The 14,309-nt window shown below is 56.6% G+C and carries 23 protein-coding genes; 2 read left to right on the top strand and 21 right to left on the bottom strand.

The window, feature by feature from the left end:
* Positions 1–45: 45 nt before the first annotated feature.
* The 19 genes from QE408_RS12565 to QE408_RS12475 form a co-directional block, all read right to left on the bottom strand.
* Positions 46–435 (bottom strand): hypothetical protein, encoded by a 390-nt coding sequence (locus QE408_RS12565; RefSeq protein ID WP_306931606.1) that lies wholly within the window; start codon positions 433–435, stop codon positions 46–48.
* On the bottom strand, positions 432–728 hold the full coding sequence (locus QE408_RS12560) for an NAD(P)+ transhydrogenase beta chain (RefSeq protein ID WP_306931605.1): 297 nt from the start codon (positions 726–728) through the stop codon (positions 432–434). Before QE408_RS12560 ends, QE408_RS12565 begins: the two co-directional genes overlap by 4 nt.
* 9 nt (positions 729–737) lie before the next feature.
* Complete coding sequence (locus tag QE408_RS12555; protein WP_306931604.1) at positions 738–1,460, bottom strand: TIGR02594 family protein; 723 nt, start codon at positions 1,458–1,460, stop codon at positions 738–740.
* A 72-nt stretch (positions 1,461–1,532) separates the two neighbouring features.
* Positions 1,533–1,910 (bottom strand): helix-turn-helix domain-containing protein, encoded by a 378-nt coding sequence (locus QE408_RS12550; RefSeq protein ID WP_306934788.1) that lies wholly within the window; start codon positions 1,908–1,910, stop codon positions 1,533–1,535.
* Between the two features lies 1 nt (position 1,911).
* Positions 1,912–2,304, bottom strand: a complete 393-nt coding sequence (locus tag QE408_RS12545) for a gp16 family protein (RefSeq protein ID WP_306931602.1) — start codon at positions 2,302–2,304, stop codon at positions 1,912–1,914.
* Positions 2,301–2,576 carry a hypothetical protein gene (locus QE408_RS12540; protein WP_306931600.1) on the bottom strand — a complete coding sequence of 92 codons (276 nt, stop codon included), beginning with the start codon at positions 2,574–2,576 and terminating at the stop codon, positions 2,301–2,303. Before QE408_RS12540 ends, QE408_RS12545 begins: the two co-directional genes overlap by 4 nt.
* Positions 2,566–2,766, bottom strand: a complete 201-nt coding sequence (locus QE408_RS12535; protein WP_306931599.1) for a hypothetical protein — start codon at positions 2,764–2,766, stop codon at positions 2,566–2,568. Before QE408_RS12535 ends, QE408_RS12540 begins: the two co-directional genes overlap by 11 nt.
* Entirely contained in the window at positions 2,763–3,440 is a 678-nt protein-coding gene (locus tag QE408_RS12530; protein WP_306931598.1) for a dATP/dGTP pyrophosphohydrolase domain-containing protein, read from the bottom strand. Before QE408_RS12530 ends, QE408_RS12535 begins: the two co-directional genes overlap by 4 nt.
* Positions 3,437–3,976 carry a host-nuclease inhibitor Gam family protein gene (locus tag QE408_RS12525; RefSeq protein WP_306931596.1) on the bottom strand — a complete coding sequence of 180 codons (540 nt, stop codon included), beginning with the start codon at positions 3,974–3,976 and terminating at the stop codon, positions 3,437–3,439. Before QE408_RS12525 ends, QE408_RS12530 begins: the two co-directional genes overlap by 4 nt.
* A gap of 18 nt (positions 3,977–3,994) precedes the next feature.
* On the bottom strand, positions 3,995–4,267 hold the full coding sequence (locus QE408_RS12520) for a hypothetical protein (RefSeq protein WP_306931594.1): 273 nt from the start codon (positions 4,265–4,267) through the stop codon (positions 3,995–3,997).
* Positions 4,260–4,481 carry a hypothetical protein gene (locus QE408_RS12515; protein ID WP_306931592.1) on the bottom strand — a complete coding sequence of 74 codons (222 nt, stop codon included), beginning with the start codon at positions 4,479–4,481 and terminating at the stop codon, positions 4,260–4,262. Before QE408_RS12515 ends, QE408_RS12520 begins: the two co-directional genes overlap by 8 nt.
* Positions 4,471–4,860, bottom strand: a complete 390-nt coding sequence (locus tag QE408_RS12510) for a MarR family transcriptional regulator (RefSeq protein WP_306931590.1) — start codon at positions 4,858–4,860, stop codon at positions 4,471–4,473. The genes QE408_RS12515 and QE408_RS12510 overlap by 11 nt, the downstream gene beginning before the upstream one ends.
* The gene (locus tag QE408_RS12505) at positions 4,842–5,393 is read right to left on the bottom strand and encodes a hypothetical protein (RefSeq protein ID WP_306931588.1); all 552 of its coding nucleotides are present in this window, start codon (positions 5,391–5,393) and stop codon (positions 4,842–4,844) included. Before QE408_RS12505 ends, QE408_RS12510 begins: the two co-directional genes overlap by 19 nt.
* Positions 5,393–6,160, bottom strand: coding sequence for an AAA family ATPase (locus QE408_RS12500; RefSeq protein WP_306931586.1), 768 nt, complete (start codon positions 6,158–6,160; stop codon positions 5,393–5,395). Before QE408_RS12500 ends, QE408_RS12505 begins: the two co-directional genes overlap by 1 nt.
* A 29-nt stretch (positions 6,161–6,189) precedes the next feature.
* Positions 6,190–8,310, bottom strand: coding sequence for a Mu transposase C-terminal domain-containing protein (locus tag QE408_RS12495; protein ID WP_306931584.1), 2,121 nt, complete (start codon positions 8,308–8,310; stop codon positions 6,190–6,192).
* Complete coding sequence (locus QE408_RS12490) at positions 8,307–8,765, bottom strand: hypothetical protein (RefSeq protein WP_306931582.1); 459 nt, start codon at positions 8,763–8,765, stop codon at positions 8,307–8,309. The genes QE408_RS12495 and QE408_RS12490 overlap by 4 nt, the downstream gene beginning before the upstream one ends.
* The gene (locus QE408_RS12485; protein WP_306931580.1) at positions 8,765–9,736 is read right to left on the bottom strand and encodes a ParB/RepB/Spo0J family partition protein; all 972 of its coding nucleotides are present in this window, start codon (positions 9,734–9,736) and stop codon (positions 8,765–8,767) included. The genes QE408_RS12490 and QE408_RS12485 overlap by 1 nt, the downstream gene beginning before the upstream one ends.
* Before the next feature lie 114 nt (positions 9,737–9,850).
* The gene (locus QE408_RS12480; RefSeq protein WP_306931577.1) at positions 9,851–10,351 is read right to left on the bottom strand and encodes a hypothetical protein; all 501 of its coding nucleotides are present in this window, start codon (positions 10,349–10,351) and stop codon (positions 9,851–9,853) included.
* Complete coding sequence (locus QE408_RS12475; protein WP_306931576.1) at positions 10,348–10,650, bottom strand: helix-turn-helix domain-containing protein; 303 nt, start codon at positions 10,648–10,650, stop codon at positions 10,348–10,350. The genes QE408_RS12480 and QE408_RS12475 overlap by 4 nt, the downstream gene beginning before the upstream one ends.
* 146 nt (positions 10,651–10,796) lie before the next feature.
* Between QE408_RS12475 and QE408_RS12470 the strand changes: the two genes are divergently transcribed.
* Together QE408_RS12470 and QE408_RS12465 are read left to right on the top strand one after the other, a co-directional pair.
* A complete protein-coding gene (locus QE408_RS12470; RefSeq protein ID WP_306934787.1) occupies positions 10,797–11,594 on the top strand; it encodes an XRE family transcriptional regulator in 798 nt (265 codons plus the stop codon).
* Positions 11,591–12,094: a hypothetical protein gene (locus tag QE408_RS12465; protein WP_306931574.1), complete on the top strand. Its 504-nt coding sequence runs from the start codon at positions 11,591–11,593 to the stop codon at positions 12,092–12,094. The genes QE408_RS12470 and QE408_RS12465 overlap by 4 nt, the downstream gene beginning before the upstream one ends.
* A gap of 497 nt (positions 12,095–12,591) precedes the next feature.
* On the opposite strand, the gene QE408_RS12460 is transcribed toward QE408_RS12465, so the two are convergent.
* Both QE408_RS12460 and QE408_RS12455 read right to left on the bottom strand, forming a co-directional pair.
* Positions 12,592–13,440 (bottom strand): metallophosphoesterase, encoded by an 849-nt coding sequence (locus tag QE408_RS12460; protein WP_306931572.1) that lies wholly within the window; start codon positions 13,438–13,440, stop codon positions 12,592–12,594.
* Between the two features lie 151 nt (positions 13,441–13,591).
* Positions 13,592–14,194 carry a superoxide dismutase gene (locus QE408_RS12455; RefSeq protein ID WP_062425801.1) on the bottom strand — a complete coding sequence of 201 codons (603 nt, stop codon included), beginning with the start codon at positions 14,192–14,194 and terminating at the stop codon, positions 13,592–13,594.
* Positions 14,195–14,309: the final 115 nt, after the last annotated feature.

Genomic DNA, 14,309 nt, shown 5'->3' with positions numbered 1-14,309 from the left:
GGAGTGATGGTGACGGTTCGAATGACAGGAGGTGGCGACGGTTTGTCAGTCTGGGAGCAACTGGACGCGGCCACCATCAAGGCCAACAGCAGTGCCGTTCGGTAGAGCCGCATTGGCCTTCTCCAAAGTGATCAATCGGGCGCGCTGGGCGGCAATGGTCTTTGCCGTCTCGGCGCTGATGCGCATGGTTTCAATTGCCTGGGCGGCTTCGCGACGTGCTTGGTTGGCGTTAGATTTTTCGATCTGCGCTGTCCAATGGGCGTCGCGTTCTGCGATCGCCGACGTGCGGGCATCGGCAACCATCTGGCTCAGGGTTTCTGTGCCGCGCTTGAAAGCGTGACAACCCGCGAAGATCAGTGCCGCAACGATGAGAAGCGGCAGGATGATCTTGCAGAAAATTGGCGTGGCCGCCTTCGTGAGCCACGCCGAGATCATGGTGTTTCTCCCGTCGCTGGGTTTGGGTCGTCGCGGGCATCGAAACCCAAAGGCAGAGGCTGGACAGGAGACGCGGAGTTTTGCACCGCTGCAAAATCCATGGAACCGGCGAACCGGTGAATGCCGAGAAGCGCCGCTATCAGGAGCATCATGGAGGGCACGACAGTGCCCGCTAGCGATACGGCCTGATCGCTTCCATTCGCGCCACGCCAAATAAGATAAAGAATGACGGCCCAGGCGAGCCAGAAGGATAGCCAAATCTGGCGCTTGGACATGCGGTAGGTTGGTTTCATGATCTCGGTCTACGCCTCATTGCGGGAGATTGGCGCGCCGCTCGCTGAAAGCTGGACGCGGCCAGGAACCGGCTCCTGGCCGGTTTTCGGCCAACGGGTGGCGCGCAGGCGGTCCTTCTCGACCTGTGTTATCGAGACCGAGTTTCGCTGGTTTCCGCCGAGAACGTGGAAATGGGTTCGGGTTTCACCGACGTAGAAGCCAACATGGCCACCGCCTGGACGCTCGAAGACGAGGACTGCACCAACGGCCATCGGAACTTCGCGACCAAAGGTTTTCCAGTTCAAGGCACCGAGAGGATTGGAAGGAAGAACTTCGTTCGGAAGCGTCGTCGCGATCCAGTTTGCCACAGCAAGGCCACACCACGGGATATCGTCGTCGGTGTAAAAGCTTTCGATCCAGCCGCCGAGCTTCTTAGCCCAACCGAGTATCACGGGATTTGACTTTGTACCTGCGATCTCTTTCAGGCCCATGTAGCGGCGAGCTTCGCGCATCCATACCGGCTCGACAGGAACAGGTGGGGCGGCGACGGCTTGGCTGGAAATGGACGTACCTGCATCGCGGCGCAGAGCCTCGACCGTTGCCCGATCGGCAATGCCGGTCTCCGGCAACTTTTCGGCATGTTGAAACTTTTTGAGGGCATCGATGACAGCACGCCCATGTGCGCCGTCCATGCTGCCCGCATAAGCGCCGTGCATCCGCAAGCGCCAGATCAGCCATTGATCAAAATTCATGAGTGTCCCCTGTGACTAGGGGCAACCTATGTGGCTGACGATTTCAATAAGTGAGGAAGACAGTTCCGTCCGTTATGAGAACAGGTCTTTTTCTTCGGAAGGATTTTCGTTCGCGACTTCGCGAACCCATCGCTGCGAGATGCCCAGCATTCTGGCGATCGTTGCGCGGTTCTTGCCCTGGCGCTCCAGTTCCAGCACGTCAGCGCGCAAGGATCTGCGAGGGCGTCCATGCGGGATGTAAATGAAATCACCCGCGAGAAGTTCACATACAGCTTTTCCATCGTCCTTGCCAAGAGCAACAAGGATAGGATGATCGTCAGCTGGTTTTTTTGGAAACTTGATTTCCGTCCCGCCAAAATGCGCGATCAGCTTCAGGGCGACACCAATACCAACGGTTTCGGCGACATCCTGAAGACTGGCAGGCAAATTTTTAACGGATGAGATAGCCATATCAGCCACGGGCCTCCATGGCTTTCAGCGTATCGATAATCGGGTTCGCCTGATCGAACGTTAGAAAATCGGGATCATCCACGCCTGTGCGTTTCTTCACAAAAGTACGCAACGCGTTGCGAGAGCCGTCTTCAATGACGCCTTTCCGATGGCAGGATTTCCAGAGCGCATGCACGAGGCGGATATAGGGCTTGGACGCGATGGGCAGCTTCTTCGAAGTCGGCTTGACCTTAAAGCCAAGCCGTTTCATTTCCGCGACCACATCGAGCCGCTGCTTTTCCGTCATGGTGCGGAGAGAGCTTGACTTACCAACACGCAACAGCAGATCGCGATAATCCGATTCTTCAATGCCGAGCTGCTGGCGGGCAATGTTGATGACGGCCATCGTATTCATGCCGCACCTTCCATTTCGGCTTCAGCCATCGCGGACAGAACAGCACTCGCGAAAAACACCGGCGTGAAGACGCGCATGTAGACGAATTGAACCGTCATGCCGCCCTCTTCAGCAGCCGCCCAATGCGCCTCCCGGCTTTCGGCGTCGGTGAAGACAGAGGCAATCGCCTCATCTTTCGTGCGGCGGAAACTGTGCGGCAGAAGCGTGCCTTCCGGCGAGCATAGTGCGAAGCCCTGGGCGAAGGCCGTCTGCGGAATCCGATCAGAAATCATCTACCGACTCCAGTTCCGTCGGATGGCAGGGAAGCATGTGCTTGTCGCCCTGGAAGAGTACCTGGACATAGTGTCCAGCGCTGGCCTTCTCCGGCATGATGGTGCCGATCCGGCCCGTTACCGTGTGGCGAACGATGTGATTAACGGTGATCTCCACGCCGTAATAATTTCGGATGTAGTCGTAGCTCATGCCGCACCACCTCCCCTGCTGTGTTCAACGGGGCAGTCCTCGCCAAGCTCTCTCCAGTCGGGCCAGTCGCGCGAGAAATTTTCCGACTGCTTGGCGACGAGGTCGCGGAGCAGACTCTCAACGGTCCCGCCGTGTCGCCAGTAGCCGTCCATGGCAAGCATGATGACATCGCACCATTCGGTCAGATCGTGCGGTTCGGCATCAATCTCGCGAAGTTCCTTCTTGATGTGCGCGGTGATGCCTTTGGAGCGGAGACCGGGGCCGAATGTTTTCCGGCTCCACTCGATCTGCTTGGCATAGTATTGATCGAAGGTAACCGTGTTCGTTGTAAATCCCGCTTCCAGATGCGGAGCGGCGCGAGAAAGGATCGAGGATAGCCGTTCCATCCATTTCGTGCCGCCCCTGTACTGTTTCGCGCAGTCCGCGCAAAAACGGTCGCCGTGGCAATCAACGAAAATCTCATCAGCCGAATATGTGCAGCAGTCTACATCTGCGGCGTGCCACCGGCAGGTGAGGCAGAAGTAGAGTGCGCGAAGCGCTTGGGGCTTTTCCGCTAACGCCTCTTCACGCTTGATGACGGCGTAGATTTCAGGAATAACGCTGGCATCCTCGACAGCGCCTCCGAAAACCTCGTCCACGACTTTAGCCAGAATTGCGTTCGGGATCGTCGTCATGCGTTGCCCGCCGCCGTTGAGGAGACATTAAGCTCCAAAGGTTCAATTGCGAAAACTTCGCCTTCGGATTTGATGGTCACGCCAGCGACGGTTCGCGCCTTGTCTGGATCGTTCAACATCGCCTCTTTGTTGATTTCTTCCTTCTGGCGAATGAAGGACTTCAGGCCGAGTTCTTTTAGCGCTTCAAGGACCGCTTCAGCGCCACGAATAGAAACGCTGGCTGGAAGCGACCGCCAACGGATCGTGCCGGTCCCGAAGTCATGGAACTTGACCTTATCGTTATTGGTCAGGTTCATGCGATTGGCCTCGCACCAAGCTTGAACACCCCGCTCGTGCTCCTCCAGCTCAGTGCGCATCATGATAGTGTCCGCTTCGAACTTCTCGCCGGCAAGCGTGATCACACGGTCCGCAAGCGCCTTCTGTGCCGCAATGGCACGGCGAAGCTCGCCAATGCGACCGACCGCCCAAACGGCGTCGTGGCGGCTCTGCGGCACGCGGGAGATCGCCATGGGTTTCTTTTTCTTTGCAGTTGTCATTCTGGTGTTTCCTCGTCTTCAGTCCGGTTCGGTTGTTTTGGAAGGTTTGGCGGCGAAGCGCTTTTCCGCAAATGCAGCAAGAGACACGATCTTGTCGTCGTTCGACCGCATCAGTCCGAGCGGAACCACTTCACCTGCGAGACGGATTTCCATTCTCTGGCAATCCCGCTCCAGGTGGCGCATCAGGTCGCAGATGATCGGGATTATTTCGAGCGGAACAGCAAGGCCGCTTGCGGCGTGCTGCTCCAAATTCAGGCGCAAGAGCTTTAGAAATTGCGATGGTCTAAGCATTGCGGGGCTCCGATCGGATATCGATGATGGGGGAAGAGACCAACCGTCCCTCAAGCGGGACATGCGGACGGCCGGTGAGATATTCGATGGTGGTTTCCATGTGCCGCGCCTCCATTTCCATGAGGCGGAGCGTTAGAAACAGGTCAGGAGCATCCATCGCGGTGACGAGCGGCAGCAACCGGTCGCGCAATTGGGTGGTGGCGTCAGACAGCATCGTTCGGCTCTTTCGGTTTCTGGTTTTTCGGGTTTTGGGGGCATTGCTGGCAGGCAAGCCAATGCTTCAGCTTGACTGGATCACTTTTCGCCATAGGCGCGGTATGATGCGTCTCGCAGTCGCCTGGGGCGATGGCATTGCGAAGATGCGGGCACCAGACCTGCTGACCGTAGAGCTCCATGACCTTGGGAGCCAATTTGGCTTGAACCTTGTTCATGCCTGCGCTGTACTTTCCTGCGCAAATGAGGGAGATCGCAGTCCGCGACACCCCCAATTCATCTGCAATCGCCTGCTTAGAACGAGCTGGCTTCCCGGCTTCTGTGCGCAGGACATCGATCCAGGCAGGATCTACAAGGGCAATCAGGCTTGCTTGGCGCATGGCACATCCTCTCCGGTGTTGGGGTCATGGATGAAGCCCTTACGAGAGACGATCGGCGCACGCTGGCCTGAGTTGCGCATCAAACGGAAGCGCTTCTGACCTCTTCTGGCCTGTAAGGTCGTGACATACCCGGCGCGGCAGAGATCGTTCAGATATCTGCGCGCTTCGGCTTCAGGATTTTTCGTGGGCCAATTAACGACCATGACGATTTCGTTGACCGAAAACGTGGTGGACATCAGCATGACCGACCAGAGCCTCTGTCTGAGCGTATCAGCGGTGTGCTTGACTTTGATGGGCGCGGGGGCGGTGGATACCACGCCCTCGCGCTTTGCCTTCACACCCGCCTTGGTCAGTTGATAGCAACCGGCCTTGCGGCGCTCGATCAGGCCCGCCTCGACCATCTTTGCCATGGTGCGGGCCAACTGGTGGCGCTTCATACCCGTGGCTTCCAGCATCACTTCCAGCTTCAGGCATGCCGTTGGTGTGAGCTGGTCGAATACCCTGTCAAAATATGGAGAGGTATTATTCTGCATCACGCTAACTCCGGCACCAAAATTGGCTTATTGGTGCGGCGGTCATTCAAGACCGTCTGCCCTGCCATATCGGCCATTGTGATGCCCTTCGGGCCGGGATCGATGCGCATACCGAAACGCTCAATATTAGCGATCGCCTCAAGAACCTCGCGGTTGTAGCCCTGCGATACGGTCAGGACGAAATCGACAAGGCAATCAGCCACCTTCACTTCGCATTTCTGGTCGATCAGCATCCGCACGTCCTCGCGGGAGGCTTTCTGGAATGTGACCCGCTGGCTAATGCGGCTGGAAATCTGCGGAAATCTGGCAATGTTATCGTTGATCTTGCCCATGCCGACGAGGATCACCGGCAGTTCCAGCATGTCCGAAATGTCACGAACCGTTTCCAGCAGCGCCGCTTTACTGGAGATGTGATCTGCTTCGTCAATGACGATGCCGAATGAGCGCCGTGCCATCTGCGCGCCGGTCTGGCGGCTACCGAGTTCGCGCAAGATGGTTTCGTACTTCTTCTCGATGCTATGCGGCGGACGAACGGGAAGCGCTTCCAGCAATTCGTTCATGAACCAGCCGGGCTTCCATTCCTGCTTTGCGCGCAGGTAAATCCAGCCGGTCTTCGCTACCCAATGTTTCAGCGTTGTGGTTTTACCCAGGCCAGGGATACCATCAACGACGCCAAGGCAAGCCTCCTGTGCCCCGCGATCCTCCAGCGCTGAAAGCGCGGTCAAAAGGCGCTTCACGTTGCTGGTCTCGACAAATACGTTTTTCATGCTTAGATTCCTCGTGCGAATGTAGGGTGTCAGGCAGCGGCGCGGATGATGTGTAGGAGCTGATCCACGTCGATGCCGGACATTCGAAACAGGTCAATCGTGGTTTGCCTCTGGAGGCAGCGACGCAAAACACCCACCTGATTGACCGTCAGTTTTTCCGGATTTTCTAACGCCCACGCCGCCAGAGCTTCGTCAGTCGCAAAGACCTGTCTGCGGGTGGTTTCAGCGGCTCCGGTCGCCGCTGGAAGGGTTTCGCCGTCACTGGCGACCAGCACGGGACCGGCAGGAGCCGGTTCCGGCGTGATGTCGATGATTGGCATTGCCGACGCCGGGGAAGCGTCAAGGAAATGACCCGGTGAAAGCTCGGCCTCGACCTCCGACAGATGGTCGTTCAGTCGGCGCGCACGAGCGGCGGCACGTTTCTCGATCGCGGCACGCTCCATGGTGAGCGGAATGTAACGCTCTTCGTTACCCGCGAAGATCGCCACGCAGATCAGACGCCCCATAAGCTCTTCGCCAGAGGTGCGATCGATCTCGCGCACCCAAACCCGGCTGGCATCGTGAATATCGTAGCCGACCAGGACATCCTCGCCGTGGAACTCTTCCAGCGCCAGATTGAAGTAGGTGTTGGTCAGCCACTCGATCATCGAGCGGCGGGTGCGGCGCTTCACATAGGGGCGGAACAGGTCGTTCTTTTCATGCTCCAGAACCGGCACGATTTCGAAGCCGGTGGAAACATGATATTCCCAATACTGATCAGGCGACATTTTGCCGGGCAGCGCGCTGTGAGGCTTGGCGTTATAGGATGCCACCGCGTTTGCGCATGCCGTTAGAAATTCCTGCCATGATGGCAGACGGCTGGATGCTCCAAATTCTTTGATATCCTTACGGGTGGACTTGAACGAACGCTGACGCGCCTGCCGATCCATATCCTCGCCGATATAGGTCTCAAATTCCTTGGATAGTGGGTTCCAGACGGAGCCGTTAAACCGCTCAATGATGCCACGCGCCTGCGAGTTTTGCGGAAGCGAGTGTAGCTTGGTGATGCCCAGGCGCTCGGTGACACCAGTGAGCTTGTTATCCAGAACATCGTTCTTGAAGCCTGGGCCACGGTCTACATAGAAGATCGCGGGGATGCCGTTCTGTTCGCAGGCGTGGCGGAGTGCATCGACAACGCCGATGGTATTTTCCGCCAATCCGAAGGAGAAGCCCACGCAACGGCGCGTGGCGACATCAACGATGCTGGTGATTTCCGGCCTAAATGGCTGACCATGGATAGGATGTGCAATCTCGGCATCGAACGTCTTGCCGTCAGCAGTGTACACGCAGCCCGGCAGTAGCTCGTCGGTGGAGCGAAGAGTGTAAGCCATGCGGCTTTTGAGGGTCAGCGACCCTTCCCGACCGCGATGTTTTTCGACATTGCCAAGTCTCGCCATGAGGCGACGGACTTGATCGTAGTTGGGCGGCATAATGTGCGCGGGCAAAGCCTTCTTGAACTGGTCAAGGGCATCAGTGAGGCATGGTTTTTGCGGCTGCGCATAGAAGCGTAGGAACTGCCAGAACCATGACGGAATGTCCTGCTTTTCCTTGGTCGGCAAAGGCGCAAGCGCACCGACACCAACCGTGTCCCGCAGCTTGAACCAGTCATAAAGGGTGGCGCGGCTGACGCTGGCCTTGTTGGCGCGGTCGTTCGCGACACGCAGAATAGTTTCGGAGATTTCAACCGCTGCCGGATCGGCAAGGAATGACTGGATGGCCTGCCGCTGCGACATACCGTTAGAAATTTGAAGCATGTCGATGGCGGACAGGATTGTAGACCGAGCGTTCATCACATCGCGCTGGCGAGCGGAGAGGTCTGCCGTGGAAATCTTTTCGCGGCGGGCAATCTCTTGGCTTCTTTTGGCCTCTTGGTTGACCAGAACCAACTCTCGATTTCGTTCCGCGTGAAGTGCCGCCTGCAAAACCTCTGGCAACAGCGAGATATGGTACTCGTAACCGCCGCCCCTTCCTGCACGCCTACGGCAAAGGGCTGTAGCTGCCCACTCCTCGCGCTTGGCGTGTTCAAGAACACCCTGTTTTGTTAAGGGTAAAGCTTTCAGCTTCAATCGAACGCCAGCGTCCGCGATTTCCTGGGCAGAAAAATAGCTCATTTCAGCCCCCTGATGCGGCCAGCAAGGGCGTCACGATGGCGGGTGCGCTCCTCGATCTCGCGATCAGCACGCCAAATTTCAATGATGTCAGCGTAACGTTCCGGCACAGCGACAAAGCCCGCGAAATCACAGACGAATGCCAGCAACTCGTAGCAGTCCGTCACCTCCAACAAGGCAATGAAGCGTTCCAGCGTGATCTTATGATCGCGGCGCGCTGGCGACGCGTAGCAATCCAGCATGTTCTCGGTGACACGCTGACCAAGATGCTCTGACATCGCAGCCGCGATCTCAGCACGCGACATTTCGGATTTCTGCATCGCATGAGCGAGAACACGGGCGATTTTCACATCCAGAGTCCCGCCTTTCGAGACTTCAGGATCGATCCGCGCCGCGACTTCCACCGGCGTATAGTCGCGCCAAAGATCAAGGGTAAGGGTGTCGCGGCGCTTCTTCATTAGATGCGCCCCCGGCGTTTAAGAGAAGCGATAATCCGGTCCTCATGCTCGACAATGACACTGTCTAGTTCGTCATCCTTGAGGCCCGCCAGAAACTTGCTCATCGTGGAAATGCTCTTTTGCAACTCGGCAATTCGAGCATCGACTTGCGCGGCAACGATGGGGCCACCGCCCGGCAAAGTTTTCAGCGTTTTGGTGACGGCGGCGACTTTGCGCTCCTCGTGTGTCAAGACACGGCCATTCGCGATAATCGCAAGAGCATCGGGGACGTTGGTTGCCTTCGGCGGATCGGCAAAAAGTATATCGAGAAGCTTGGCTTGGTCGCCGTGGGATTGTTCCGAAAGCTGCTTCAATCCTGCTTGATGATCCGCCAACCACGTGCCTGCGCAGCGCTTTCGGGAAGCGTCGGAGAGGTCCATCCAGATTTTAACGGCGAGTTCAATGGCGCGGCGTGAGAGGCCGATTTTGTCAGCCGTGGCGGGCGCGAAGCCAAGTAGTTCAGGGCTTTCTTGATCAGTCCGCAAAGTTTGCGTTCTGATTTCGGACTTCCGGTCGCCGCCGTTCCGCGTCTCCGGGTAAAGACGTTCATGCACCTGCTTTAATTCGTACAGGTGTTGGCAGCGATCGAGCTTGCTAAGCTCAATACGCCCAAGGTTCTCAATAACCTCCTCAAACCGGGCTTCATCGTCCGTTGAGGCGGTTGAAACAGTCAAAGGGATTGAGGTCCAGCCGAGCAAGCGAACGGCTTCAAGGCGTTTGCGGCCTGCGATCAGGTGATAACGGTTGCCAACGGCCCGAACGCGAATTGGGTTCTGCAATCCGGTCGCCGCTATCAAAAGCGCGAGCGCTTCCGCGTCCGCTGGATCAAAATGACGGGCGCGATTTTCGGGGATATCGATCCACGTAAGGGGAGCGTGAACCACATCCGGCTTCGGCGGTTCAGCAATGTCTACTTTCTGGAGATTGGGCATTTATGAGACCTGAAATGTCGGGTTTTTCGATGCGGAGCCGCCTGCTGGAGGTTGGCGGCGGCTCCGCTTGATCGCGCCGGACGAAAGACCGGATCGGCGCGATGGGACGCAAGATCAGGCGGCTGCGGCGACGTACCTGTCTGCGATCTGACGCAGCCGCGCCGCGACGATCTCAGCGGCCTTTGCGCGGGCCTCGCGCTCCAATGGGGCGAACACGTCGTCGAACAGCCTTGTCGCAAATATCTCGATGGTTACATCGGCGGCGTCCGTGGCAGGGGCAGGCAGTTCCGCCACCATATCCGGCGCGGCCTTTGTCCCTGGCAGGGCTGAAGGTTGCTCTTTCCGCTTCGGCGTCGGCAGCGGGCTGGCAGGGCGCTCTACATTTCCTTTTCGCACACCTGAATACCACTCTTCGAAGATTGGAAACGGCGGGAGGTCTTGCCCGACTGCGTTGAAGTCTTTGCAGAGAGCCGAGTAGATACTACGCGGCCTAAAGGTGTCTGCATGGGCCTTATCGAAAGCGGCTTGAACAGCTGAAAGGGTGAAACGGGGCAGACCCGAGAAGTATGCGACGGCGTCAGCGAGAGCCGGATTTATTGACAGCGCGTTCGTCATGCCATTGCCCTCATGCCAGAGGACGCGTTAGATTTTTGACTTTCTAACGGTGGCCAACGAGTGCTATCTAATATTCCGGAGTTTTTCTTGGGGTAACGAGTCGGCCAGAGGTTTTCGGGCTTCTGACCAATGAAGGTGGCAAGCGTTTCCTGGGCCTTGTAGTGGGTGGTGGTGTTCAGTTTCCGTAGCAGGGACGAATGCAACCCGGTTCTTTCTGCAAGACCAGTTAGCGTCATTCCTCTTCGATGGACCTCCGCCTTAATGGCGTGCCAGTCCATCACTGGCTTCTGTTTGCTCATGGTTTCTCTCCGCTCTGAAAGCGGGCGCTGCAACGCCCGCTTTTTTAGGGTTGTTTCGGTACAAGTGCGAAACGCATTGGCGTTTCGCTGACAGGAGTATTAACGGAGATTCGCCGTTTTGTAAACGGAGAAACTCCGTGAAGGCTATGGCACGTCCGCAGATCGCAAAAACACCGTTAGCTGAACGGCTTACAGAGGTTCGAAAGGCGCTTGGGTATGAAGCGCGGCAACCTTTTGCACAGCTATTGAAAATGCATCCCGACACTTTGGGTGGGTATGAACGTGGTGATTCCACGCCTGACCACGAATTCCTTGGGATGTATAAACGGAGATTTGGCGTTAACATCGATTGGCTGATCACGGGTGAAGGCCCGATGTTCACCCCAAAAGAGGTTACTGAATTTCTGGCGCGACAGGCCGGGGGGCATGTGATTGATCCCTCAACTGGGTCTGGCGGGCTGCTGCACGCCGCGCTTGATTATCTTGACGACAACAGGGCGCTCCCGGCGAAGCTTCAGAAAGCCGACTTTGTAAATCTACCTCAGTACGATGTGCGAGCATCAGCCGGTCGCGGGCTGATACCCATCAACGAAATGCCGGTCTCACAGACCGCGTTTGAACGCAGCTTCCTGCGCAGTCTCGGCGGAGCGCCGGATTTCTGTTTTATGATGTGGTCCACCGGCGACAGCATGTTTCCGACTATTCCAGACAATGCGCTATTGATTGTCGATTCCAGCCAGACGATCGTTGACCACGGCAGAATTTACGTTTTTTCCGTTGGAAGCGCGGTGCTTGTGAAGCGCGCAAAATGGCGAATGGATGGCCGATTGGAACTTGCGTCCGACAACGTTGAGGGAAACTATACCTCCGAAATGTTCGATGCCGACCGCGTGGAAGATTTAGTCGTGGTTGGACGGGTAATTTTTATAGGTCATCAGTCATGAACCTTATCAAACCCATCGTAGTCGTCGCTTCACTGACCGCCAGCGTATCGCCCGCCTTTTCGCAGACGGCAGAAGAAACCGTATCCTTTATTTTATACGGCTTAGAGGACGGTCGAAAAATCGTTCAAGGCGGAACGGTCGTCGCGACTGTAGAGCAAACAAGCTCGTCTCCGGCCACCTACTTAGTTTCGCCGAGTGGGCAGCTGGAGTTAGATCAAGCGACCGTTAGGAAATTAGAAAACTGTCAGTTTGAAGTGATTGTCCACTCGTCGCCAGCAAAAGAACGTAAGGCAATCTACGATTTTTCAAAGGTCGGGGATATCACGTTCACCCTGGGCAACGGCTTACTTAGTTTCGCTGGCAAGTGCGCCATCAAAGGGAGTGATGGCAGCTGCAATTCGACTGCCTTGATTTCGGCGGAGATGACCGCGCCTGAAAACCGGGTGCGGAAAGCCATCAAGTTCCTCAAAGCCAACTACTGCGCAGGGTCGGCATATTAGGTCCGATATCAAATTTCTAACGGAAAGCAGCACCGATCCGCGCTTTACTGTTCGAAAACCCGAGCGCCTCCTAGTTTCGATCGAATATCTTAATAAGTTCATAGACTTACGCGAACAGTAAAGTTCAGCGCCGAACCGTCAGCAAATTTTACAGTTTGAGCGATTGCGCGTGTGAGCCGGAAATGGCTTGCACGGTCCTGCTTACAACGCTCTCGGCCTTACCGCGCCTCACTGCAAGAAATTTTCTATATTGTTTTCAAAATGTTGTTCTTGTCAGCACGATTGGCAGAACAATGCGAGAAGAATGCGCGAATCTGTCCAGAAGAATGCGCGGTTTATTGGCGCTTTTGCTAGGTTGCTTTCATCGTCCTGCCCGCCGCCGTTAGAGCCCCAGCCCTAAATCCCCTTATTTCATAGGCACTTGTGGGGATGGGTGGCCGGATGGCTCGTGTCCAGAAGGTAACACCCCCCTACAGGAAATGACGGGAGAAACGACGTCAGAACACCAGAGTACGGCTTGTCTCCCGGCCAAAACCACGCAGAGAGATGCGGTCCACATAGACATCGGCGATCGCAAAGGTGTTGTGGTCCAGCGTGTCCACCATGCCCTTGATATTGACGAAATGGGTATTGCCGATCACGCCGTAATTGCCGTCGTGATTATGCCCGCAGAACCACGCCTTGACGCTGTGATGTGCGGCCAGCAGTTTCAGCAGGTCTGGCGCATCCCACATATTATGCGCGTTTTCGGGATAGAGGGGATAATGGCAGAAGAGCACGACCTGCTCGTGCATGGCATCGGCCTTGGCAAGCGTTGCCCGCAGCCAAGCCAGCTGTTCGTCGCTGAATGAGCCGTTCCAGTCTTGGGCATTCAAGGCGCCAGCCTCGCGCAGCGCATCCAGGCGGGCCTTGGCAAGCTCGCGCCGCGGATCGCCGAGCGGAGGTGCAAAGGTGCTGACATCGTTGCCGTCGAGCACGATGAAGCGGAATTCGCCGAGAGTGAAGTCATACCATTTCGCCGGCATGCCGAGCCGCTCGTGAACCTTCGGCAAATGCTCCTGCTCGACAGCGAAGTCGTGGTTGCCGGGAAGCAATATGGAGCGATGCTTGAGTTGATCGTAACAGCCAAGGATCGCGTCAAAGCTCTCCCAGCCGCGGTCGATCAGGTCGCCGAGGGTGACAACGAAAGCCAGTTCCTCCTGATTGAAGGTCAAGATCGCATCCGCCAGCTTTCTGGTACTCTCCGCGTAAAATCGATTCATCTCCGGCCGAGCGGGGATATCGGCATATTGCGGGTCGGCGACGATGCCGAAGGAAAAGAGCGGTGCGGCGGGTGTGTCTGTCATGATCGCTACCGCTTAAGAGCGCCGCATGACAGCGGTGTGACAGCCATAATAGAAGGCGAAGCCTTATGGCGCCTGCAGGAGCGGCAAGAAGCCATAAAGCAAAACACCCGGCGCGAAGGCCGGGTGCTGCTTATCCGATCGAATCGGAAAATTACTTGGAGGCGGCTTCGTAGCGCTCCAAGACGTAATCCCAGTTGATGAGATTATCGACGAAGGCTTCGAGGTACTTCGGACGCAGGTTGCGGTAGTCGATATAGTAGGAGTGTTCCCATACGTCGACGCCAAGGATCGGCTCTGCGCCGTGGACCAGCGGGTTTTCACCGTTCGGGGTCTTGGAGATTTCAAGCTTGCCGTTCTTGACCGAAAGCCAAGCCCAGCCGGAGCCGAACTGCGTGGTGCCGGCTGCGATGAAATCCGCCTTGAACTTGTCGTAACCGCCGAGATCGGAGGCGATCGCCTGTTCGAGCTTGCCGGGCAGCTTGTTGCCGCCGCCGTCCTTCTTCATCCACTTCCAGAAATGGACGTGGTTGTAATGCTGGGCAGCATTGTTGAACAGACCGGCATTGGTACCGAAGGACTTCTTGACCACTTCTTCAAGCGACAGGTCGGAAAGACCGGCTTCCGCAGCCAGCTTGTTGCCGTTGTCCACATAGGCCTTGTGGTGCTTGTCGTGGTGAAACTCCAGCGTTTCGCGCGACATGTAAGGCGCGAGCGCATCGTAATCATAGGGGAGTTCGGGAAGTTCAAAGGCCATGGTTTTACTCCTTGTTGCAGCGGCTGGGCCGCTCCTTGAAACCTTGTGCGCGGACCATAGGATCAGCTGTCAATTCAGGCAACCAGTGAATTATCAAAATGTTCCAGCAAAAGAG

This window comes from Agrobacterium larrymoorei, assembly GCF_030819275.1.
Classification (GTDB): Bacteria; Pseudomonadota; Alphaproteobacteria; order Rhizobiales; family Rhizobiaceae; genus Agrobacterium; species Agrobacterium larrymoorei_B.
The sequence above is the reverse complement of the archived record's forward strand: the minus strand, read 5'-3'. Positions and strand labels throughout refer to the sequence as shown.